This window comes from Arthrobacter sp. MYb23 (genome assembly GCF_002979775.1).
Lineage (GTDB): Bacteria > Actinomycetota > Actinomycetes > Actinomycetales > Micrococcaceae > Arthrobacter.
In genome coordinates, this window is sequence record NZ_PCPR01000027.1 from 1 (window position 1) to 23,382 (window position 23,382).

At 62.1% G+C, this 23,382-nt stretch carries 19 protein-coding genes; 3 read left to right on the forward strand and 16 right to left on the reverse strand.

The window, feature by feature from the left end; all coding sequences use genetic code 11:
* Positions 1 to 1,072 (forward strand): hypothetical protein (locus CQ020_RS20540; protein ID WP_105693772.1); only part of this gene is annotated, 1,072 nt, incomplete at its 5' end.
* Between the two features lie 35 nt (positions 1,073 to 1,107).
* Here the strand turns inward: CQ020_RS20540 and CQ020_RS20545 are convergent.
* Together CQ020_RS20545 and CQ020_RS20550 are read right to left on the reverse strand one after the other, a co-directional pair.
* On the reverse strand, positions 1,108 to 1,794 hold the full coding sequence (locus tag CQ020_RS20545; RefSeq protein WP_105693681.1) for a TrmH family RNA methyltransferase: 687 nt from the start codon (positions 1,792 to 1,794) through the stop codon (positions 1,108 to 1,110).
* 56 nt (positions 1,795 to 1,850) lie between these two features.
* Positions 1,851 to 3,065 carry a hypothetical protein gene (locus CQ020_RS20550; protein WP_105693683.1) on the reverse strand — a complete coding sequence of 405 codons (1,215 nt, stop codon included), beginning with the start codon at positions 3,063 to 3,065 and terminating at the stop codon, positions 1,851 to 1,853.
* Positions 3,066 to 3,326: 261 nt separating this feature from the next.
* On the opposite strand from CQ020_RS20550, the gene CQ020_RS20555 reads away from it, so the two are divergent.
* Entirely contained in the window at positions 3,327 to 4,148 is an 822-nt protein-coding gene (locus tag CQ020_RS20555) for an HAD-IIA family hydrolase (RefSeq protein ID WP_035761154.1), read from the forward strand.
* Positions 4,149 to 4,165: 17 nt separating this feature from the next.
* Positions 4,166 to 4,897: a tyrosine-protein phosphatase gene (locus CQ020_RS20560; RefSeq protein WP_105693685.1), complete on the forward strand. Its 732-nt coding sequence runs from the start codon at positions 4,166 to 4,168 to the stop codon at positions 4,895 to 4,897.
* Positions 4,898 to 4,906: 9 nt separating this feature from the next.
* Here the strand turns inward: CQ020_RS20560 and CQ020_RS20565 are convergent, their stop codons facing one another.
* The 14 genes from CQ020_RS20565 to CQ020_RS20630 all read right to left on the reverse strand — a co-directional run bounded on the left by CQ020_RS20565 (position 4,907) and on the right by CQ020_RS20630 (position 23,332).
* On the reverse strand, positions 4,907 to 6,031 hold the full coding sequence (locus tag CQ020_RS20565; RefSeq protein ID WP_105693687.1) for a thioesterase domain-containing protein: 1,125 nt from the start codon (positions 6,029 to 6,031) through the stop codon (positions 4,907 to 4,909).
* A 47-nt stretch (positions 6,032 to 6,078) separates the two neighbouring features.
* Positions 6,079 to 6,651, reverse strand: a complete 573-nt coding sequence (gene pyrE / locus CQ020_RS20570; protein WP_105693689.1) for an orotate phosphoribosyltransferase — start codon at positions 6,649 to 6,651, stop codon at positions 6,079 to 6,081.
* Positions 6,652 to 6,656: 5 nt separating this feature from the next.
* On the reverse strand, positions 6,657 to 7,664 hold the full coding sequence (locus CQ020_RS20575) for a LacI family DNA-binding transcriptional regulator (protein ID WP_105693691.1): 1,008 nt from the start codon (positions 7,662 to 7,664) through the stop codon (positions 6,657 to 6,659).
* Between the two features lie 39 nt (positions 7,665 to 7,703).
* Positions 7,704 to 8,987 (reverse strand): multiple monosaccharide ABC transporter permease, encoded by a 1,284-nt coding sequence (gene mmsB, locus CQ020_RS20580; RefSeq protein ID WP_105693692.1) that lies wholly within the window; start codon positions 8,985 to 8,987, stop codon positions 7,704 to 7,706.
* A 5-nt stretch (positions 8,988 to 8,992) separates the two neighbouring features.
* Entirely contained in the window at positions 8,993 to 10,522 is a 1,530-nt protein-coding gene (gene mmsA / locus CQ020_RS20585; RefSeq protein WP_105693694.1) for a multiple monosaccharide ABC transporter ATP-binding protein, read from the reverse strand.
* 147 nt (positions 10,523 to 10,669) lie between these two features.
* Positions 10,670 to 11,794 (reverse strand): multiple monosaccharide ABC transporter substrate-binding protein, encoded by a 1,125-nt coding sequence (gene chvE / locus CQ020_RS20590; RefSeq protein WP_181151979.1) that lies wholly within the window; start codon positions 11,792 to 11,794, stop codon positions 10,670 to 10,672.
* A gap of 312 nt (positions 11,795 to 12,106) precedes the next feature.
* Positions 12,107 to 14,410, reverse strand: a complete 2,304-nt coding sequence (locus tag CQ020_RS20595; protein ID WP_258142127.1) for a gluconokinase, GntK/IdnK-type — start codon at positions 14,408 to 14,410, stop codon at positions 12,107 to 12,109.
* Positions 14,400 to 15,629 carry a D-mannonate dehydratase ManD gene (manD, locus tag CQ020_RS20600; RefSeq protein ID WP_105693696.1) on the reverse strand — a complete coding sequence of 410 codons (1,230 nt, stop codon included), beginning with the start codon at positions 15,627 to 15,629 and terminating at the stop codon, positions 14,400 to 14,402. Before manD ends, CQ020_RS20595 begins: the two co-directional genes overlap by 11 nt.
* Before the next feature lie 78 nt (positions 15,630 to 15,707).
* Entirely contained in the window at positions 15,708 to 17,066 is a 1,359-nt protein-coding gene (gene uidB / locus CQ020_RS20605) for a glucuronide transporter (protein ID WP_105693698.1), read from the reverse strand.
* Between the two features lie 224 nt (positions 17,067 to 17,290).
* Entirely contained in the window at positions 17,291 to 18,655 is a 1,365-nt protein-coding gene (locus tag CQ020_RS20610; RefSeq protein WP_105693700.1) for a mannitol dehydrogenase family protein, read from the reverse strand.
* The gene (uxaC, locus tag CQ020_RS20615; RefSeq protein WP_105693702.1) at positions 18,652 to 20,058 is read right to left on the reverse strand and encodes a glucuronate isomerase; all 1,407 of its coding nucleotides are present in this window, start codon (positions 20,056 to 20,058) and stop codon (positions 18,652 to 18,654) included. The genes CQ020_RS20610 and uxaC overlap by 4 nt, the downstream gene beginning before the upstream one ends.
* Before the next feature lie 92 nt (positions 20,059 to 20,150).
* Complete coding sequence (locus CQ020_RS20620; RefSeq protein WP_105693704.1) at positions 20,151 to 21,197, reverse strand: LacI family DNA-binding transcriptional regulator; 1,047 nt, start codon at positions 21,195 to 21,197, stop codon at positions 20,151 to 20,153.
* A 77-nt stretch (positions 21,198 to 21,274) separates the two neighbouring features.
* Positions 21,275 to 22,441, reverse strand: coding sequence for a Gfo/Idh/MocA family protein (locus CQ020_RS20625; protein ID WP_105693706.1), 1,167 nt, complete (start codon positions 22,439 to 22,441; stop codon positions 21,275 to 21,277).
* A gap of 30 nt (positions 22,442 to 22,471) precedes the next feature.
* Positions 22,472 to 23,332 (reverse strand): sugar phosphate isomerase/epimerase, encoded by an 861-nt coding sequence (locus CQ020_RS20630; RefSeq protein ID WP_258142128.1) that lies wholly within the window; start codon positions 23,330 to 23,332, stop codon positions 22,472 to 22,474.
* Between the last annotated feature and the right edge of the window lie 50 nt (positions 23,333 to 23,382).

Here is a 23,382-nt window from a genome sequence, read left to right on the forward strand (position 1 = left end):
TCCTCCTCCCCCCGCCTACGGCGCCTATCAGCAGCCATACGCCCCATACCAGCAGCCGGGCGCCACCCCTCCCCAGCCGAAACGCCCACTGAACCGGAAGGTGATCATCGGCATCGCAGCCGGTGCGGCGGCAGTCCTTGCGGCCACCACAGTTGGGCTGTTCCTCCTGTTTTCGCCGGCTCAAGACGGTCGCGCGGCTGCTACAACGTACTTCCAGGCCCTAAAAGACGGGGATACCAAGAAGGCGTTGAGCGTATCGGATCCGGGCGTCCCGGAGAATGAGGCGGTTCTTCTCCAGGAGAACGTCTACAAGGCCGCGGGTCAGCACATTGACGGATTCCGGATCCTTGAGTCAAAGGGAGAATACGTCAGGGCTGAGGTAACGCAGAACGGCCGAAAGCAAGAGGACATCCTCATGATGACCAAGTCACCGGGCGGCGAATGGAAGGTGGGCCCCAAAAACTTCCAGAAAATCCGGCTCAGTGCCAATCGTCCGGTGAAGTCGTTCACCGTTAACGGCGTTGACATAGCGGCCCCTGACTCAGGGAGCGCATCGCAGGCTTCCCAGCTGCTCCTGCCGGCCTTTCCCGGTGAGTACAAACTCGGTATATCCGGGGACAAGTACGCAACAGTTGAAGAGAAGAAAGCCTTGGTCAGCATCGACCGGAGGATTTCCGACACTTCCGAAACCCTGAAGGTGCTTCCCAGCCAGCTCCTCCTGGACGAGACCAAGGCTCTTCTCCAAAAAAAGCGGGAAGAATGCATCGCGTCCGCCCCGGGTACTACGACGCGGTCGTACAGCAGCGGTTGTTCCGGGTTTAATCTCTACGAGTCCCGCCCCACCCGCAATGTGAACTGGACCATCGACGGAGAGCCCACCTTCTCGCTCTCCCTGTCCAAGGACGTTTGGTATATCCAGTCAGAGGAAAAAGGCAAAGCTACGGTCAGCTACGAAGTGAACCGCGGCAACGAAGCCACCCCGAAATGGGAGCCTCATGTTGAGGTTCGGGAAGCCCGCGTCTCAGGTGAAATCCACATCGTCGATGGAAAAGCGACGCTCAAAGACCAATAGATCGAAAGCTGCCCGGGGCGATACTAACAAGTCGCCTAGCTGATGGGCTGCTGGAATACGTGCCGGCGGACCCAGGCGTGCATGGCAATGGCCGCGGCGGAGGCGGCGTTCATGGACCGGGTGGAGCCGAACTGCTCGATGGAAAGCGTGGCGACGGCGGCATCGTGAACCTCGGGCGTCAAGCCGGGGCCTTCCTGCCCGAACACGAGTACGCAATTCTTGGGAAGGTCGTAGGTCTCCAGGGGCACGGAATCCGGGAAGATGTCGATGCCGATCACCGCCAGCCCCTCCCCCTCAGCCCACTGAACGAAGTCCTCAACGGTGGGGTGGTGGCGGACGTGCTGGTAGCGGTCGGTGACCATGGCCCCGCGACGGTTCCACCGACGTCGACCAATTATGTGGACCTCTTTGGCGAGAAACGCGTTGGCGGTCCGCACCACGGTGCCAATGTTGAGGTCATGCTGCCAGTTTTCAATCGCGATGTGGAAGTCGTGGCGCTTTGAATCAAGGTCCGCAACGATCGCGTCGTGCTTCCAGTACCGGTACTGGTCCACCACGTTGCGGCGGTCCCCGTCCCTCAGCAGGTCCGGATCCCAGTGCTCACCTACCGGCCACTCGCCCTCCCAAGGCCCGACGCCGACCTCGGGTTTCGCTTCTGCCTCGGCCTCGGCTGTGGTTTCGGCAGGCGTGGGCAGGGCTGTGTTGGGGGGAAGGTCAGTCACCCCTCAACTTTAGCCCCGCCCGGTTGCGCGCCTGAGCGCGCTGAGTGGGGCAGACCTTAGACCATCTTCCACTTGTTGATGCGGTATGAGTTGCCCAACTGCTCAAACAGTCCCGGGTGGGCGTCCCAGTATTCCTTGTGGCCGCTGACGCCAAGCATCTGCGGGGTTCCCCACGGTGTTACCGAGAACAGGTTCACGGCCTGAATCGCTTCGCCACGGGCGTTGGTGCAGGTGAACCCGATGACCACGGCTGCGCCGCGGCGGAACTCACGGATTTCCGGCATGCTGGTCTTGAAGTCGGCCGCGCATTTGTGGCCCACCAGGTTTTGGGGCAGCTCACTGGCGGACATTCCCTTGAAACGGGCTTCGATGTCCTGGATGGCTTTCTTGACCTCCGCAGGATCCTTGCCGAACTTGCCTTCCTCGGACTCAGCGAAGAACGCATAGGCCTGCGCGATCCCGTCGCCGTCGGTCTCCACAGTGCCTTGGGCCCTCTTCTGGATCTCTTCGCCGGTGCTGGGGTCTTTGGTGATGCCGAACGACTCGTCATGGGTCCACTCGGCCAGGTACTGGAAAGACGATTCGCCCGTGACCCACTTGCTGAACAGCGGATCGCCGTCCGCCGGAACGTTGCTGGGTCCGGCCAATTCGTTCCAAACTGCGGGAAGGGGGATGGCGTCAGCGGGGATTTCAGAGGAGGCCGAGGCCTCGCCGGACGGTTCAGCGGAAGGCTCTGCGGCTGCCTCGGATGCGTCCTCGGAGGACGTCACCGACGGCTGCGGGGTATCAACGGCCGTGGGCTTCGTCATGGACGGAATCAGCCACGTGAACGTCACCACCAGCGCAATGATCACGACGACGGCGACACCACCCAGGATGAGGAACAACGACTTCTTGTTGTGGTCGCCCGGGTTCTGGCCGGGTCCACCGGGTCCGCCCGGGTATCCCGGCTGGCCGGGGTATCCGCCGCCCGGCGGCGGGAACCCGGGTTGGCCTGGCTGCCCCTGTTCCGCTTGGGGGTAGCGGTGCACAGTTTCGGCGTACTCGCCGTCGGGGTGTTGCTGGGGCTGGTTCTGTGGCTGCTGCGCCGGGAACGCCTGGGTGGCGGCAGGTTGCGAGGGAAACGCCTCGGTCTGGGCTTCCGGCTGGTACATCGGTTGCGTCTGGCCCGGTTGGTACTGGCTGTACTGATCCTTGCCAGTGTCGTAACGCGGCTGCGGCACGCCGTTGGGGTCATAGGGAGGCTGCGGTGCTCCGTTGTTGTTGCTCATGACAGGCCCTTTCACATGCGGTAAGTGGGGACCTGCTGGAGCGCGGCGACGTCAAGAATCCACCGCGTCGATCCCCCGACCCACGGTGGTGGCACACCAGCGCCGCAACCAGCGTAGTCCAGTCCAACGCACCCAAGGCAAGTCACGAGAGATATCCACATGGGCAGAACTTCCCACATAAGCGGGTTCCCAAGCTGTTGAGACAGCGGATTGATGGAAGACTGGGTGGCAGTGCACGAACAATCCCAGCCGGAGGCAAATATGGCAGAAGAAACCACGTCCACGTCGGTGTACCGGAATGGCCACGAAATCGAGTGCTGGCTCACGGACATGGACGGCGTCCTGGTTCATGAAAACCAGGCGATCCCCGGTGCCGCTGAACTCATCCAGCGCTGGGTGGACACGTCCAAGCGCTTCCTGGTCCTGACCAACAACTCCATCTTCACGCCCCGCGACCTCGCAGCCCGCCTGCGCGCGTCCGGCTTGGAAGTCCCTGAAGAGAACATCTGGACCTCCGCGCTGGCTACCGCCCAGTTCCTGAAGGACCAGGTCCAGTCATCGGATTCGGGCAACCGCGCCTACACCATCGGCGAAGCCGGACTCACAACTGCCCTGCACGAGGCCGGATTCATCCTCACTGATACCGATCCGGACTTCGTGGTGCTCGGCGAGACCCGCACCTACTCCTTTGAAGCGATCACCATGGCTGTCCGCCATATCCTGGCCGGCGCCCGCTTCATCGCCACCAACCCGGACGCCACCGGTCCTTCCAAGGACGGCCCCATGCCGGCAACCGGAGCCATTGCGGCCATGATCACCAAGGCCACGGGCCGCGAGCCCTACATTGTGGGCAAGCCGAACCCCATGATGTTCCGCTCCGCCATGAACCAGATCGACGCCCACTCCGAGACCACGGCCATGATCGGCGACCGCATGGATACGGACATCGTGGCAGGCATGGAAGCGGGCCTGCACACGGTTTTGGTGCTCAGCGGCATCACGCAGCGCGAAGAAATCGTGTCCTTCCCGTTCCGGCCCAACCAGATCCTCAACTCCGTTGCCGACCTCAAGAGCCAAATCTAGGACAACAGGACAAGACCATGGCTGTGCTCAATCTGCGTCCCTTGGCCGGCGGCCGGATACTCAGGGGCAGCCAACCGTTCGGTTTGGATGCCGCTGCAACCTCGGGTTTCCTGACCGAGCACGGCATCCAGGCAATCGTGGACCTGCGGAGTGAGCTTGAGCGCTCATTGGTTCCCTGGCTGGTTCAGGACGGCAACGACAAGGACAACGACGGCGGCGGCTCGCCTGCCGTCGCCGTCCCGCCCGCCGTCGAGCTCATCCATAACCCTCTGGACCCGAACGCCATTGCCGGGTCGCTCCAGTCCGTGGAAACGGCCGAGGACCTCGGCGACTTGTATCTGGGATGGATCCGGCTCAGGCCCGAATGGGTGGGCGACGCGCTGCGACCCGTCGCACGTGGCAAACGCACGCTGGTGCACTGTTCGTTAGGCAAGGACCGGACAGGCGTGGTGTCCGCGATCGGACTTCTGGCAACAGGAGGAACCGAGGATCAAGTAGTGGCTGATTATGCGGCCACCACAGCCAACTTGCCGGATGTCCTGGAAGTCATGGCGGAAACGTGGCGGCTGAGCGTGCCCTCAACACCGGCAGAGTATTTCAGCCCCGACCTCATGATCCTGCAGAGCCCCGAAGCTGCCATGCGGCATTTCCTGGCCCGCTTTGGGCAGGAGTTTGGCGACGTACGGAGCTTTCTGCGGGAGGCAGGCCTCACCGGCGTCGAGGTTGAATCGCTGCGGAACGGCGCCTGAGAACGGGTTCTAAGCCGGACGGATGACCTTTCCATTCGGCTCCTGAAATGACGGCTCCCGGGGCTCTGGTGGGAGCGGCTGAAGTTCGTCCTGGACCCGTTCCAGCAGCGGCCGGTAAATGCTTCCGTTCCACTGCGGGCTGGCGTGCGCGGGCCGCGCGCCATCCGTGCTGAGCGTGGGCAGGGCCATGTTGGCCCCGAAGACCTTGCTCCACCCGGCACGCGCCGACTCATAATCCACCGTGCCATCCTTGGCGTTGCCAATGAAGGCCATCCGGGCACCACCGATTTTTCCCGCCAGCCGGAGGCCGTCAAAGTGGTAAATGTACGCAGACTCCGTCTGGATCAGCACGCTGGAAGGGGCAATCGGCGAGAGTTGTTCCAGGGATTGATCGAGGATTTGCCGCCACGTCCGCTCGTCCTTGTGCGCCACCCGCTCCCCCAGCTCATAGCCGCCGCGCAGGACCGACGGGATGCGGAAACCGTTCTCGTACAGGAACACCACGCCATCGAACCAGCTCTGGTCCAGAACATCCGCGCGGCTGAACGGACTCGAATCCAGCACGATCAACTGCGTCTCGACGCCGTGCAGCTCCAGCAGGCGGGCAGCCACCTGCGTGGCGAGCATCCCGCCGAAGCTGTGGCCGTAGAAGTAGAGCTTCTCCAGTTCCAGCTCGCGGACGTGGAGGATGATTTCGCGGACGATTTCGTCCACGTCCAGTCCCAGGTTGGAATATCCGACGGCGGCAAGGCGGCCCCGCTGATGCAGGGCAGGACGCAGTGAGTTGAGGATCCACTGGGCCTCTTCCCAACTGGTTTTATAGCCCGGAAAGAGGATCCAGCTGGCTTTGGGGAAGTACAGGTCCGAGTACGGATCCGGGACGCGGAGGATCTTGGTGGACCGACGCTCGGCCTGGACGCGCCGGGTGAAGAGCATGTCCGCAGCGAGCGCCCCGGACGCGCCGGCTGTGATGAGGAAGTTACGGCGGGATGTCTTTTTCAGCCGGGCAGCGTAGGGCAGGATCCGGGCCCATGAGCCCGGATCCTCGTCCTGCTCCGGCTTTTCAGCCACCGGCGCGGTAGGTTTTTCAGTCACCTCCGGCGGCGCCGGGAGCTTCCCTACCTGAACGTCCACGCAGCAAGCATAGGCTCCGCAAGCACCGCCTTACAGCCCCGTAGTTGCTAGTCGAGGCCCAGTTCGTCCTTGCCGAAGGCGAAGAGGTACGGTACGCCGGTTTCGGCTTCGATCTTCTCTTTGGCGCCGGTGTCGCGGTCCACGATGACAGCCACGGCCACTACATTGCCGCCGGCTTTGCGGACACCCTCGACGGCGGTCAGCGCGGACCCGCCGGTGGTGGACGTGTCCTCGAGAACCACTACGTTGCGGCCTTCAACCGAGGGACCTTCCACCTGACGGCCCATGCCGTAGGACTTCTGGGCCTTGCGGACAACGAAGGCGTCCACGGCACGGCCGGCGTCGGCAGCAGCGTGCATCACGGCGGTACCCACAGGGTCCGCACCCATGGTGAGTCCACCAGCGCACTCAACTGAAACGCCGGCGTCGTCGATCATTGCCAACATGACCTGACCCACCAGTTTGGAGGCCTCGTGGTGCAAAGAAATGCGGCGGAGGTCTATGTAGTAGTCCGCTTCCTTGCCGCTGGAGAGGATCACCTTGCCGCGGACCACCGCCAGTTCTTTGATGAGTTCAAGAAGGCGGGCGCGGGCAGCAGCGGTATCAAGCGTGGAAGTCATGGCTCCTAGTTTAGTGGGAGCGGAGCTTTGTGAAGGGCAGGGGCCGCAGTGGTGGAGCGGACCACCAGACGGGGGCTGACCATCTGGTCCCCGGTTCCGCCTTCACCGTCCAGCTGCTGCAGCACGGCCTCCATACACCGGCGGCCGAGCTCTTCGAAGTCCTGTTTGACCGTGGTCAGCGGCGGCATGAAGAACTCGGCCTCGGGCTGGTCGTCGTAGCCCACCACGCTGATCTCGCCCGGCACGTGAAGTCCGGCCTCCTGGACGGCCCGGAGCACGCCCACGGCCATCTGGTCGTTCGCGACGAACACGGCCGTAACGCCGTGGTGGCGGATGAGTTCCAGGCCGGCCCGGTAGCCCGATGCTGCATCCCATGCGCCCTGGAGCAGGACATCAGGTTCAAGGCCGGCGTTGCCGAGCGCTTCCTGCCATCCCTTAATACGCTCAGCGGCATCGATCCAGTGCGGCGGTCCCGAAATGTGGGCAATGTGTCGGTGCCCCATGGCGATCAGATGCTCCACTGCGAGGCGGGCACCCAACCTTTGATCCAGTGACGCACCCGTCAACTGGTTTCCCGCACCCGCCCCGACTGCCACTATCGGCACGGGAACCTCGACGTCGCGCAGCGCGGCAAGGACATCCGGGTGGGGAACCAAGATCACGATGCCGTCCACGGACTGGTTCCGGAAATGCGCAATGGCATCCTTGACGCTCGCGCTGGTCACCTCGCGGAGGTTGGCGATGCTGACGAAGTAGCCCGCCTCCCTGCCGGCCTGTTCAACTCCCAGGAGAGTATTCGCAGGTCCGAATTGGCTTGTCTCGCAGGCAAGCACACCGATGGTCCGGGACCGCCGGGTCACCAGGCTGCGGGCCGCGGTGTTCCGGCGGTACCCAAGCTGCGCAATGGCCGATTCCACGCGCTGCTTGGTGCGTGCGCTGACGTTCGGATGGTTGTTCAGGACGCGGGAGACCGTTTGGTGCGAGACTCCCGCCATCTTGGCAACATCCCCCATGACGGGAGGCCTGGACTCTCCCCCTGTGGACATGAGCGGCTATTTCGCGTCGACGACTACGGGCTCAGGCGTAGCGGGCGTGGACGTTTCGGTTGCCGGAGGCGTGGTCTTCCACTTGAAGCGACGGCCCATGGAGGAGCCTCCGCCGGAACCGGTGCGGTTCTTGTTGAAGATGTCGAAGCCGACGGCGAGCAGCAGCACAAGTCCCTTGATGAGCTGCTGGTAATCCGTGCCCAAGCCGAGGATGGACATGCCGTTGTTGAGGACGCCCATGATCAGGCCGCCGATCATGGCACCGGCTACTGTTCCGATGCCGCCTTGGACCGCAGCGCCGCCAATGAAGGCGGCAGCAATGGAATCGAGTTCGAAGCCGGTACCGCCGGCGGGCTGTGCCGAGTTCAGGCGGGCCGTGAAGACCAGCCCGGCCAAGGCAGCGAGGACACCCATGTTGACGAAGAGACGGAAAGTAACCTTCTTGGTCTTGATGCCCGAGAGTTCAGCGGCGTGGAGGTTTCCACCGATCGCGTAGGTATGGCGGCCGAAGATGCTGTTGTTCATCAGTGCCGAGTACACGATCACCAGGACAGCAAGGACGATCAGGACAATCGGGGTGCCACGGTAGCTGGCCAGCAGGAAAGTGATGATGAGCATCAGTACTGCGATGAACCCGTTCTTGACGGCAAACCAGGCCATCGGCTCATTCTCGAGGTTGAACTTGCGGCGAACCCGGCGTTCCTTGAGTGCTTGGAAAAGAATGGCTGCCGTGCCGCCGACGCCCAGGATCACTGTGAGCCATTCCAGGACGGACGTGCCGCCGGAGATGTCCGGGAGGAAGCCGCCACCCAGTGCACGGAGTTCGTTGGGGAACGGGGTGATCTGCTGGTTCTTGAGGGTGATGAGGGTCAGGCCGCGGAAGATCAGCATGCCGGCAAGGGTGACGATGAAGGCGGGGATGCCCACATAGGCAATCCAGTAGCCTTGCCACGCACCCACCAGCGCACCCACCAGGAGGCAGGCCGGGATGGCGAGCCACCACGCCCAGCCCCAATGGACGATCATCACGCCGGCAACGGCGCCGATGAAGCCTGCGATGGAGCCGACGGAGAGGTCAATGTGGCCGGCGATGATGACCATCACCATGCCGATGGCCAGGATCAGGATGTAGCTGTTCTGTACTACCAGGTTGGTGACGTTCTGCGGCTGGAGCAGTATGCCGTCGGTGAGTACCTGGAAGAGTATGACAATCAGGATCAGGGCGACGAAGATGCCAACCTGGCGGAGGCGGCTTGTGAGGAAGCCAAGGGATTCTCGTAGGGCGGACATGTTCGCTATTCCTTCTCTTTGGTCATGAAGTGCATGAGGGTTTCCTGGGTGGCTTCGGCGATGGGTACTTCGCCGGTGATGTGGCCTGCGGACAGCGTGTAGATCCTGTCGCAAATGCCCAGGAGCTCCGGAAGCTCAGAGGAGATCACAATCACCGCTTTTCCTGCCGCTGCAAGCTCCGCGATGATCGTGTAAATCTCAAACTTGGCGCCGACGTCGATTCCACGGGTTGGCTCGTCCAGGATGAGGACATCGGGGTCTGAAAACATCCATTTGCTCAGCACCACTTTTTGCTGGTTTCCGCCCGAGAGCTTGCCGGTGATGGCAGCAACGGAAGGGGCCTTGATGTTCATGCTCTTGCGGTAATGGTTGGCCACCGTGGTCTCTTTGTTGCCGTCCACCCAGCCGCGTTTGGCCAGCTTGTTCAGTGCGGCCATGGAGATGTTCCGTTTGATGTCCTCGATCAGGTTCAGGCCATAGTGTTTCCGGTCCTCGGTTGCGTAGGCGATCCCGTGGTCGATTGCGTCGGAGACGGTGGAAGTGTTGATTTCCTGGCCGTATTTGTAGACCTTGCCGGACACGGCCCGCCCGTAGGTCCGGCCGAAGACGCTCATGGCCAGCTCGGTCCGGCCAGCACCCATGAGCCCCGCAAGGCCTACCACTTCACCTTTGCGGACGTTGAGGCTGGCGTTGTTCACCACCATGCGGGAATGATCCTGGGGGTGCTGGACGGTCCAGTCCTCGATCCGAAGGACTTCCTCGCCGATGTTGGGCGTCCGGTCCGGGTAGAGGCTTTCGAGGTCGCGTCCCACCATGCCCCGGATGATGCGTTCCTGGGTGATTTGGCCTTGGTCCAGGCGAAGGGTCTCAATGGACTTGCCATCACGGATGATGGTGACGGCGTCAGCCACTTTGCGGATCTCGTTGAGCTTATGGCTAATGATGATGCTGGTGACGCCCTGGCCCTTGAGGTGCAGGATGAGGTCCAGCAAGTGGTCCGAGTCTTCATCGTTCAGCGCCGCTGTGGGCTCATCCAGGATGAGGAGCTTCACTTCTTTGGACAGTGCTTTGGCGATTTCCACCAGCTGTTGCTTGCCAACGCTGATGTGTTGGATGGGAGTAACCGGGTTTTCGCTGAGGCCCACTCGAGCCAGCAGTTTGGCCGCTTCCAGATTGGTCTTCCGCCAGTCCACCCAGCCGTTCTTGGCAAGCTCGTTGCCGAGATAGATGTTCTCGGCAATCGACAGGTACGGGCTCAGGGCCAGTTCCTGGTGGATGATCACGATGCCGCGCTTCTCGCTGTCCGTGATGCTGGAGAACTCGCAGGGCTCGTTCTCGAAGAGGATGTCGCCGTCGAAAGTGTTGTGGGCGTAGACGCCGGACAACACTTTCATGAGGGTGGACTTCCCTGCCCCGTTCTCGCCGCAAATGGCGTGAACTTCACCGCGGTTGACGTCCAGGGTGACGTCCTGAAGGGCTTTTACCCCGGGGAAGGTCTTGGTGATTCCTCGCATTTGAAGAATGGGTACGTTCATCGTCAATTCCCGCTGACTGGTTGGAACTTGGCCGCGCCGAGGACTCGGGCAGGCTCTAAGGGAGGCTGCGGCCCCGCCATCCTGCGCACTTCAGCACAAACTCCGTACTTCAGCGCAAAACGGTGGGGCCACAGACCGGGGAGGTAATTACTTGACGTCGGCTTCCGTGTAGTAGCCCGAGTCGATCAGTTCCTTCTGGAAGTTGTCCTTGGTGATGATGACGGACTTCAGGAGGAAGGCCGGGACAACCTTGACCTTGTTGTTGTAGGTCTTGGTGTCGTTGGTTTCCGGCTCAGTTCCCTTGAGGACGGCGTCAACCATCTTGACGGCCTGAGCGCCGAGCTGGCGGGTGTCCTTGAAGATGGTGGAGTACTGCTCGCCGGCGATGATGGACTTCACCGAGCCCTTTTCAGCATCCTGGCCGGTGACGACGGGCAGGTTACCGGTGGAGTAACCGCCGGTGCTGGTCAGTGCGGAAATGATGCCGATGGACAGGCCGTCGTACGGGGAAAGCACACCGTCAAGCTTGGTTCCGGAGCTGTAAGCCGAGGTCAGGATGTCTTCCATGCGCTTCTGGGCTACGGGTGCCTGCCAGCGCAGGATGGCTGCTTGCTCGAACTTGGTCTGGCCGCTGGGAACCTTCAGTGTTCCTGCATCCAGGTACGGCTTGAGAGTGTCCATAGCGCCGGTCCAGAAGAAGTTGGCGTTGTTGTCATCCGGGCTGCCCGCAAACAGTTCAACGTTGAACGGGCCCTTGCCCTCAACCTTTTTGCCGCTTGCGTCCACCAGGCCGAGGCCCGTCAGCAAGGAGGTGGCCTGCTGGACACCCACGGTGTAGTTGTCGAACGTGGTGTAGTAGTCAACGTTCGGCGTGCCGTTGATGAGGCGGTCGTAGGCGATGACCTTGACGTTCTGTTCCTTGGCCTTGGCCAGGACGTCGGTCAGGGTGGTGCCATCGATGGCCGCGATGATGAGCGCCTTGGCACCCTTGGTCAGCATGTTCTCAATCTGGGAAACCTGCGTGGGGATGTCGTCGTTGGCGAACTGGAGGTCAGTCTTGTAGCCAAGGTCCTTCAGGGATTTCTCCACGTTGGCGCCGTCAGCGATCCAACGCTCGGACGTCTGAGTGGGCATCGAGATGCCCACCAGTGAGTCGCTGGGATTCGCACTGCTGCTGGACTCGGCAGTGCCACCACGACTACCGCAGCCTGTGGCTCCGACGGTCAAGGTGAGGACAACCGCTACGGCGCCCAGGAGTTTCTTCAATCTCACGATGCTCTCCTTCCGCGGCAGCTCTGCCGCGAACTCTGATGCAGCCGGAGCATCTGCGCGTCCGGCACGGTGAAGCGTTATGTGGTCTGCGGCCAGCTGGATGCCACTTGCCACGAAAGGTAATGCGAATGCCATTGTGAACGCTAACAATACCGTTGGTCAAGTGCCCTGGATCACGAAATGATTGCAGGCCCGAACCGCCGTCGACGCTCTTGACTTGAATCGTTGTTAGCGTTCACAATTGGCGACCTCACTCACGAAAGGCAAAAGCCCGGCACCGCCTCGTGGGCAGTACCGGGCAGGTGCCCCGCTTTAGAGTCGGGTGTCGAACGAATCGCAGAAGACGTTTTGGTTGAACGTTCCCTGGAATTCGGACGTGCCCTGGATCTTTTGGATGGTTGCGCGGATGGCTTCACGCGTTGCTGCATGTGCGTGAATCACGGTCTTGACCATGGGCACGTCAATCAGGTGGTTCGGCTGGTTCAGTGACACAAACACCGTGGGAACTTCCGTGGCGTACCAAGGAATTTCGGCGGCCATCGGCGAGGACCACTTGATTCGAATCGAAGCCTCCTGCGCGAAACCCTTCACATTCGCGAAGACGAAGGCTGCGTCGAAACGCTCCGAAAAATCGCCCGTTGCCTCCTCGGCCAGGACGCGCATGAAGTTCATGCCGGTTTCTCCCGCTGCTTCGCGTTGCTCAGCAGTCTTGAACACGCTGACCTCAAAACCTGCCGCTTCCAGCTCTTCCCGGACGGTGTCCAGGTACGCGAGCGGATCAGCCCGTGTGAAGTCGGCGCCACCAGAGATGCCGTAGAGACGGATCCGGGGATGAGTTTCAGGGGTGATCGGCAAATTGTCCGCCGTGTCCTTTACCAGCGTGACGGTCTTGTCAGCGATGTCCGCGGCAATAGCCCGGTGGGCTTCACTGCCGATAACAGCTAAGGCCTCAGCCTCCGGAACCAACGAATCCCGGGAAGCACGGTGCAGTCCCAGGCTGGCTTTCAACCCAAGAATCCGCCGCAGCGCATCCTGCAAACGCCCCTCAGTGATGACACCGGACTTGTAGCCGTCCAGCATGTACCCGAAGTCCTCCTCCGGGTTCCGGAAGAACAGGAACATGTCGCACCCCGCGGCGATGGTCGCAGGCACCAGGTCGCGCCGCTTCATCGCCTGAGTCAGGCCCACCATCAGGGACGCATCGGTGAGGACCAGCCCGTTAAAGCCGAGCTCGCCACGCAGCAGGTCCTGCAGGAGTTCAGGCGCAAGCGTGGCCGGCAGAATTTCAGCATCGGACAAACCGGGGCGGAAGTGCCGGGACACTTCGGGCGCACCGATGTGGCCCACCATGATGGACTGCACGCCATGCCCGATCATTTCGCGGTACACATGCCCGTAGCTCTTGTTCCACGCTTCATAGCCGAGGGTGTTGTACGAGGTCACCACATGCTGATCGCGCTCATCAATACCATCGCCCGGGAAGTGCTTCATGGCGCAGACAGTGGGTGATTCGCTGATGCCGTCGAAGTACTCCTTGGCCCGTTCCACCACAACCTCCGGGGTGTTGCCGAAGGCCCGAGTGGAAATGACCGTGTTCCGCCAGTTGTAGTGAATGTCCACGATCGGCGCGAAGGCCCAGTTACAGCCCAGCGCAGCAGTTTCGACGCCGGCCACCTGCCCCATCTGCCGCGCAATGTTCTTATCCGGATGCGAACCGGCCTGCAGGTGGGTGGACACGAAGGTGCCGTCGTCGCAGCTGCCCGCGCCACCCATTTCCGGATTGGACGCGATCAGCAGCGGGATCCGGGTCTTGGACTGCGCGTAGCGGATGTGTTCCTGCACGGCTGCCGAGGGACCCGGCCGGTAGCGCATGCCACCCACGTGGAAGTTCTCCAGCACGCCGTCAAGGTACGCCGGGGAGTAATCGTTGTTGTGATTGATGAACAGCTGGCCGATCTTCTCTTCCAGCGTCATGGAGCCGATAGTGCTCTCCACCCACTCCACCGCGGCGTCGTCGAGGTTGAACGGGGCCGCTTTGAGGTCCACGAGGAACGCTTCCGTGGGCGCTCCGGCCAGGCCGTTGAGTGCCTCACCAACTTCGTTCACAATGTCCTCCACAGATTGGGCAATGTTCACAACCACCCCGGCTTCGTCGGACTGCAACGGCTCCAGTGTTGCCAGTTGCGAATCCAGCAGCGACGCCGGCATGAAGTGTCCGGGCCGGGCAGTCATCCGGGCGTTCAGCAGTTCGCGGGTCCCGTGCAGGTGCACAAAGACCACCGAGGGATCGGCACTGCGGATGATGTCCCGATAGCTGCGCTTGAGCGCGCTGCACGCGATGACAAGAGCAGAGTTCGACGCCGGGAATCGCCTTCCGATTTCTTCCAACCATGGTGCGCGGTCGTCGTCGTTCAGCGGAGTACCCGAGGCCATCTTGGTGATGTTCGCCTGGGGGTGCAGCGAATCGCCGTCGAGAAATTCGGCGCCAATCCGCTCGGCGAGGGCGGCACCAATGGTGCTCTTCCCGCAGCCAGCCACGCCCATCACCACGATGTGGTGGCGGTGCGCAACTCCAGGGGCAGCAGTTCCACCAGTCATGACCGCTTTACCAGTCATGAACCGTGCCGTCCACGAGGCGGTTGTACGGCAGGTAGGCCTGCTGGTACGGGAAGGCCGCAGCGGCTTCTTCGTTGAATTCAACGCCAATACCTGGGTTGTCACCGGGATGCAGGTAGCCGTCCTTGAAAGTCATGGACTGCTGGAAAACCTCGTTGGTCTTGTCCGAGTGCTGCATGTATTCCTGGATGCCGTAGTTGTGAATGGCCAGGCCTACGTGGAGCTGAGCGGCAAAACCGACCGGGGAGATGTCCGTGGGGCCGTGGAAGCCGGACTTGATCTGGTACTGGGCCGCGAAGTCCATGACCTTCTTCAGCGGGGAAATGCCGCCGAAGTGGGTGGAGGCAGCACGGACGTAGTCGATCAACTGCTCCTTGATGAGGGTCTGGAAGTCGTACACGGTGTTGAAGATTTCACCGATGGCCAGCGGTGTGGTGGTGTGCTGGCGGACCAGGCGCAGGCCTTCCTGGTTCTCGGCCGGGGTGCAGTCCTCCAGCCAGAAGAGGTCGTACGGTTCCAGGGCTTTGCCGAGCTTGGCGGCCTGGATGGGCGTCATGCGGTGGTGGCCGTCGTGCAGCAGCGGGATTTCCGGGCCGAACTCATTGCGTACGGCCTCGAAAACTGTGGGCAGGTGGCGCAGGTAGGCGCGGGTGTCCCAGTCCTCTTCCTGCGGGAACGCACCGCGGCCGGCGGGCTCGTAGTCATACCGTTCGCCGGAGGCCTGAGCCTGGGCGGCCACGCCGTAGACGGCCTTGATGCCGGGAATCGCAGTCTGGATGCGGATGGACTTGTAGCCCAGCTCCAGGTGTTCGCGGACGGAATCGAACAGCGAGGGAATGTCAGCGCCGGACGCATGGCCGTAAGCGCGCAGCCCGTTGCGGGAAGCACCACCCAGCAGCTGGTACACCGGCAGTCCGGCCACCTTGCCCTTGATGTCCCACAGCGCCATGTCGACGGCGGCAATGGCAGCCATGGTCACAGGGCCACGGCGCCAGTACGAGCTGCGGTAAAGGAACTGCCACGTGTCCTCGATCCTGTGCGGATCCTTGCCAATCAGCAGCTGTGCCACATGCTCCTTGAGGTACGCGGCGACGGCGAGTTCACGGCCGTTGAGCGTGGCGTCACCGATGCCCGTCACACCATCCTCGGTGGTGATGCGCAAGGTGACAAAGTTGCGGGACGGGCTGGTCACAAAGACTTCAGCGGCAATGATTTTCACAGCTTTTCCTTTCGGGATGTGGCTGGTTGAGATTAAGTACGATTTTAGGTTGGATTGCATCAAGTGGCAACCGGTTGCCTAGCCTTTTTGGCTAAGCTGCAAGGCCTCTTCGGAACGGCGGGCACGGATCTCCCCCACAATCTGCGCATGCACTGCGTCCGTGAGCTTGTACTTGGACATCACCGCTATCGCCAGAATGGTCATGATGGCCGGCAGCGCCCCGGCGGCGAATTGGATGCCCTGCATGGCTTCCGCGCTCTGAGCGGCGCCTGACTTGTACCCGCCCACGGCGAGGCAGTAGGCGGCAAGGGCGCCGCCCACGGCTTGGCCGGTCTTGCGGGTGAAGGAAAACAGAGCGTAGGTGATTCCCTCGGTGCGGACACCGGTCTTCCATTCGCCATACTCCACAGTGTCGGCCTCCAAAGCCCACACCACGATGTTCACAGCCATGACGCCCATCAGGCTGACCACCAGCCCTGTGAATCCAACCCAGACCATGGAGGGGGGAGAGAAGAAGACAATAGCTCCGCCCACCATGGAGAGCGCTCCGGCAGCGATATACACGTTCTTTTTGCCCAGCTTGCGGACCAGCCGCGGCATCAAAGGGGCAAGGGCCAGGGTCATGACCAGCTGGACAATGGCCAACACCGGAAATAGATCCAAGCGGCCCAGCACATCGCGGAGGTAGTAGAGCTGAACGGAGGACAACGCCATATAGCCGGTCAGGAAGAGGAACGAGCTCAAGCACAGCATGAGCAGCGGGCGGTTGGTCTTCAAGGTGTCCATGCTCTGTTTGAACGAAACGTTGGGGACAGTGCGGTGGACGCGCTCTTTGGCCGTGAGGACAGTGAAGAAGTACAGCGCCGCACCGATCACCACAAAAGCCAGAGTGATGGTGGTGAACGTGGACTGCAGGTCAGCACCCGGCTTGATGAGAGGAGCAACGAAGATGCCCAGGGCCGAACCCACCAGCAGTGCACCCACCGTGCGGGCGGAGCCCAGCTTGGCGCGGTCCCCCGGGTCCTGCGTCATGGCCCCGGCCAGCGAGCCATACGGGATGTTGACCAGGGAATACGCCAACCCCAGGGCCGCATAGCTCACGTAGGCGTAGAGCAGGGTGCCCGTCTCTCCCAATTGCGGGACGGAGAACGTGGCCACGCTGAGGAGCAGGAGCGGAATGGAGCCGAACATAATGAACGGCCGGAATTTCCCAAAGCGTTTGCTGTAGGAGCGGTCAACCATACGTCCGGCGAAGACATCGGCGAACGCGTCAAAGATCCTCACCACCAGGAGCAACGTGCCGGCCGCGGCCGCCGAAATTCCTGCGACGTCCGTGTAGTAAACCAGCAGGAACATCGTGGCGGTGGTGAAGGCAAGATTGTTGGCGGCATCGCCGGCACCATAGCCGGCGATGCTGAGTTTGCTGAGCTTTTTCAATGCGGGCTCCTTTACCCTTCGCGTCATTGCGGTCCGAGCCGGGGATCGGTGGTGCAGCTGATGTAACTCTAGTCACCTTGGCAAGCGTTTGGCAATCGGTTGCCGCAATGTTTCATTGAAAGTTACACCAAGTTTCTGGCGTTGGGGTGCTAGGCGACGGCGTTAAACGACGACGGCCCGGGCACCTGAAAGCTCAGGGCCCGGACCGCCTCGAATATAAACTCCTACGCCGCGGTACCAGCGTTAGCGGAAACTTCGGGTGCAAAGCTACTGCTGAGCCCGTGGACGAGCTCCACTACCGCGGAATCCCGCGCGAGCTCAGCATCCAGCAACTCGACGAGGGCAGCAGTGCGCGCAAGGCCGGAAACCCGGTTGGCCTCTGCCACTGCCTCCGACTGCGGGTCCTGCAGGCCGGGGGTCGACTCCACGTAGGCGGCCCACGCGGCAATCATCCGGGCTGCGCCCTCGCCGCTCCGGCCCGCCTCACGCTCAGCCCGGAGCACGGGGATGGCCCTCATCCGGAGTTTGGTGCTGGCATCCATGGCGATCTGGGCCAAGTGGTGGGCGATCCGCGAATTACCAAAGCGATCCAGCAAGGCCGCCCTGTACTCAGGAATGCCCAACTCGTCGGCGGCAAGGTGGCGGGATGCTTCGTCCCAGAACTCCTTCACAGCTTGCAAGCACACAGGATCAGCCAAGGCTGCGGCAACAGTGGTGTGCCCGCGAAGCTGTCCGGCGTAAGCCAGGATGGAGTGCGCGCCGTTGAGGAGCCAGAGTTTACGGTTTTCGTAAGGCTCTATGTGGTCCACGAAGACGGCGCCGGCATCCTCCCAGCGGGGGCGCCCAGCAGGGAAGTCACCGCTGAGTACCCAGTTGTGGAAGGGCTCGGCCACCACCGGTGCTTCATCCCGGTAGCCGCACTCGCGGGCAACCAGCTGAACGTCCTCATCGGTGGTGCGCGGGGTGATCCTGTCCACCGAGGTGCTCACGAAGCTGACGTTGGCGTCAATCCATTCCGCCAGCCCGGCGTCGACCTCCATGGCAAGGTTCCCCACCGCACGGCGTGCCACGTTGCCGTTGTCCGAAAGGTTGTCGCAAGACACCACGGCGAGCGGACCGGCGTCGGCGTCCCTGCGGGCGGCGAGGCCGCGGACCAACCGCCCCAACGGCGTCGTGGGCTTTTCGCCGGCACGCAGCAGCGGCACGTCATCCGCGCCAAACCCGTAGGCGGCTTCCGTGATGGTCAGCGTGACCACCGCGGTTTGTGGTGACGCCACCAAGTCAACCAAGCGGTCAACGTCGGCGCCGTCTACGGCTTCCACAATGCTGCCCACAACCTCGAACGAATCCCCCGAATCCGAGCGCTCCACTACCGTGAACAGTCCGTCTTGGGCGGCGAGAACTTCGGCAGCGTCCGGGCGGCGACCAGTGAATGAGGCAATGCCCCACTCCCCCGCGTCGCCGGCGTGCTGCGTGTACCAGGCCTGATGCGAACGGTGAAAGGCGCCCAGGCCCAGGTGAACAATGCGCACGGGAGCTTTGGCGTGTGGCGCAACGTGGCGGCTGAGGAGCGGCAGTTCGGCGGTCATAGCTTGAACACCCGGCGGGGCGAGGAATCGACGACGTCGAGAATCAACTCGTGCGCACGGTCTTCGGTAACACGGTGCTCGGCTACAAGACGCGCGAGGAAGGACGCTTCAATCCTGCGGGAGGCGTCATGCCTTGCCGGGATGGAGCAGAACGCGCGGGTGTCATCAATAAAGCCGGAGGACCGGGAGAAGCCAGCGGTTTCCGTGACTGCGGAGCGGAAGCGCAGCATGGCGTCCGGCGCGTCGAGGAACCACCACGGTGCGCCGATGTAGACGGACGGGTAGAAGCCGGCCAACGGTGCGAGTTCACGGGAGAAGACGGTCTCATCCAGGGTGAAGAGCACCAGGTGGAAATCCTTGGCCGTGCCGAAGTCCTGCAGCAACGGACGGATGGCCTCGGTGTAGTTCACGGCGAACGGAATGTCGTGACCGGTGTCGGCCCCAAATGACTCGAACGTAGGGCCGTGGTGGTTCCGGTACGAGCCTGGGTGGATGGTCATGACCAGTCCGTCGGCCACGGACATGCGTGCCATCTGGTACATCATGTGGGCCTCGAACGCATCACGGTCAGCAGCAGTTGCTTTGCCGGCGCGCGCCCGCTCAAAGAGCGCTTCCGCATCCGCGGCATCCAATTTGAGGGTTGCCGGAGTGCGGACGCCATGGTCCGCGGAAACGGCGCCATGCTCCACAAAATAACGACGGCGGTTCTCAAGCGCCGCAATATAGCCCTTGTAGCCAGTGGCACCGTCAGCAGCCGTCTCCACCAAACGGTCAACATTGCTGCTCCACTGCGGATGCGCCACGTTCAGGTAGGCATCCGGACGGAAGGTTGGCAGAACGCGGCCGTTGAAGCTGGGGTCCTCGGTGAGGGCCCTGTGGCTGGCAAGGTTGTCCAGGGGATCGTCAGTGGTGGCCAGGACCTCTATGTTGAAGTCCTTGAAGAGCTGCCGCGGACGGAAGTCCGGCTCAACCAGCTTCGCGGCGATCGCGTCATAGCTGGCATCGGCGGGCAACTCGCTGAGATCTGCGCCGAGCTTGAACACGTCGTCGAACTGGGTGCGCAGCCAGTAACCGGAGGCGGTGCCCTCGAACAGCGGCCACGCTTCAACGAACTGCCGCCAGATCTCCCGGGATTCCGGCGCCGACGCGGTGCCGGCCAGCAACTGATCCATCGGAACACCGTTGGCGTGGATCAGGCGGGTGACGTAATGGTCCGGACTGACCAGGAGTGCCGCGGGGTCGGGGAACGGCGTGTTCTGTTCGATGACAGCGGCGTCAACGTGGCCGTGGGGAGAAATGATGGGCAGGTCCTGGACGCGCTCCAGCAAGGACCGCGCGATGCTGCGCGTCCCGGGATCTGCGGGCAGGAGCCTGTCAGGGTGTGCGGCAATGGACTGTGACATAGCTCAATCTTGCGTTCCGGCTCCGCGTTTTGTCAACCGGTTGCCAAATATTGCCACGCTGTTGCATCTTGCAGTGCGCCGGGATGCTGAGGTTAGACGAGAAGCCGTCCGCTGGACCCGCGAACCACGAGTTCGGTTTCCACCCGGACAGCTTCAAGCGGGGCCTCATGACCCTGCAACATATCCAGGAGGATGGTCACGGCACGGGTGCCGCACTCCCCCAAGGGTGATCGCACCGTGGTCAACGCGGGAGTGGTGAAATCAGCGCCGAAAATGTCGTCAAAGCCAACAATGCTGATCTGGTCCGGAACACTCATCCCGCCAGCCTGCAGCTCCTGCATCAGGCCGATGGCCAGGAGATCGTTGTAGGTGATCACTGCCGTCGCGCCGCTTTCCAGGACGTCCCGCGCAACTTGCCTGCCGCCGTCGACCGTTGGTTTGGACGATTCAAGGCGCACCGCGCTGAGCTTGGACCACTCAGCGGCGGCTTTGACGCCCTCCCAGCGGCGGCCCGTCATCCACGACTGCGCCGGTCCCGCAACATACGCGAGCTTTTGGTGGCCGTTGGCGGCCAGGCTGCGCACGGCTTCGCTGATGCCCTTGTTGACGTCCGGCACCACGCACGGGACACCGGTGATTTCACGGTTGATGACTGCTACGGGCTTGTCCGCAGCCAAGTCCCGGATCTGGTCATCGTCCATGCGGGGGCTTGCCAGAATGAGGCCATCCACGGTGCTCAGCAGGCGCCGGGCGGCGGTTACTTCGGTTTCCGGCGACTCCGCGGACTCGGCCAGAACCAGGGTGTAATCCCGGGCGGATCCAGTGGTTTCCGCACCACGGATGATGTCAAAGAACGTGGGGTTGGTGATGTCCGCGACGATCAACCCGATGGTCTGGGTACGTCCGGTGGGGAGGGCGCGGGCGAACGGATTCACCTGATAGTTCAGCTCTGCCGCGGCGTCCTCAATGATTTTCTGCGTCTTGGCGCTCACGCGGCCCGGCTTGCTCAGGGCGCGGGACACAGTGGAGGGATTCACGCCCGCCAGCTTCGCGATGTCGTAAATCGTGGCAGAGGACTTCTCTCCCCGGCCTCGTTTGATGGGGGCGGTTGCTGCTCCGGTGCTCGTCAGGTCAGTCACCGCTCCATCGTAGACCTCATGGCAACAAAACAGGCCGGTTGCCAAAGAATGGTGACAACCGGCCTGCTCCAAATGGGCTAGGAACGCTCAGGGAACTTACCCTCTTCAGCGATGCGTTTGTTGAGCTCCTGCAGGAATTCATCCTCGTCAAAGTCCAAGGACACTTCCTTGCCGGTCCAGCTGGAGAGATGGATGGCGTTGGCCAGGCGAACACCGTTGATACCGTCTGAGCCCGGAGCAAGAAGCGGAGTGCCGTCCAGGATGTTGGCTGCAAAGTTTTCCAGGACGCCGGCGTGCTGGCCGCCCCACGCGGACTCGAACTCGATGACCTCGCTGCTGTACAGCTCTTCGCGGTTCAGCTGGCCCATGAAGAGCTTGCGGACGCCGTCCATATCCATCGAATCGCTGATTTCCCGCTCAGGTTTGACCAGTCGGGTTACGGTGGCCACCTTGCTGTCTTCCACCACGATCTTGCCCTGGTCGCCCAGGATCTCGAACCTGTCAGTTCCCACGATGTCGTGGGTGGCCGTCACAAAGACGCCCGTGGCGCCGTCGCCGTAGTCCACCACTGCCGTCACTTCATCCTCGACGGCGATGTCGCGGCGGAAGCCGTACGCCACCTTGGAGTACACGGACTGGGGGACGCCGCAGATCCACTGCCACAGGTCCAGCTGGTGCGGCGCCTGGTTGACCAGGACGCCACCGCCCTCGCCGCCCCAGGTAGCACGCCACTCGCTGGAGTTGTAGTACCCCTGCGGGCGCCACCAGTTGGTGATGATCCAGTTGGAGCGGCGGATCTTGCCGATCTCACCGTTATCAACGATTTCCTTCAGCTTCTTGTACAGCGGGTTATTGCGCTGATTGAACATGATGCCGAAGGAAAGCTCCGGCTTGGAGGCGGCGAACTCGTTCAGCTCCTTGACCTGCTTGGTGTAGACCCCGGCGGGCTTCTCCACGAGCGCGTGGATGTTGCGCTTGAGTGTTTCGATGCCCATCTCCGGGTGCAGGAAGTGCGGCACGCAGGTGACGATCGCGTCTACGGATCCGCTCTCCAGCAGGGTGATGTAGTCGTCGTAGAACGGGACCTCCGGATACTGCGATGCTGCGAGTTCCTTCTTGGCAGGATCAACATCGCAGATCGCGCCGATCTCCATATTGGGCACCAGTCCGTCCGTGATGAACTTGGCGTAGGCGCCGCCTTGCTGACCCAGGCCGATGATGCCGAGGCGTACTTTCTTGCTCATGAATGCAATCTCCTGTGTATAGAAAGAAATCTAGAAAAGCTCGGCGTGGCCCATGGCCACCAGGTTGTCGTACGAGGTCTGGAGCGCATCCCACACGGTCCGCCCATAGAGCTCGTCCTGCTCCACCAGGAGGTACCGGGCACCTGCGGCGACGGCGGCAGGAATGATGGAGGGGAAGTCCAGGTTGCCTTCGCCCACTTCGGCGAACTGCACCACGTTGCGGAACTCAGCCATGAACCCGGGGAAGTCGCCCTTCTCCAAAAGCCCGAAGGACGATTCCGGCATCTGACCGATTCTGTAATCCTTGAGGTGCACCATGGCAGTATTACCGGCGTACTTTTCGAGGGTCCGCACGGGATCGAGGCCGCCGCGCTGCACCCAGTGCACGTCAATCTCCATGCCCATGGCCGGCGAGTTTTCGGCGATGATGTCCAGCATGTATTTGCCGTCGAACTTTGCGAACTCGATGTGGTGGTTGTGGTAGTACAAGCTGATGCCGTGTTCCTGGAGCCGTTCGGCATAACCGTTGGCTTGCTTGGCGAATTCAACCACCGAGTCCAGTGATTTCATGGCCCCGAATGGCAGCATCCCGATGCGCAGCAACGAGCTGTCCAGCCGCTTGGCATCGTCCACGATCTTGTCGAAGTTGTCCGCCAGTGATTCCACGGGCATGCCCTTGCGGCCTTCAATGTTGACCGAAAGCGCAGCGATGTCCATGCCCAGCTCTGTGCGTGAGCGGTCCAGCTCGCCCACATTCTCCGGGGTCATGGGGATCTGGGAGATTTCGACGGCGTTGTAGCCGATCGCACTGACCTTGCGGAGCGTTTCGAATGCTCCAACGTCAGCAAAACTGTCCTTCAGCATCATGGCTTGGACGCCTATTGTGGCCACTTTTTCCTCCGGGGTTTCCGGGCCCTTCCGGACCCTGGATGTGTGATGGG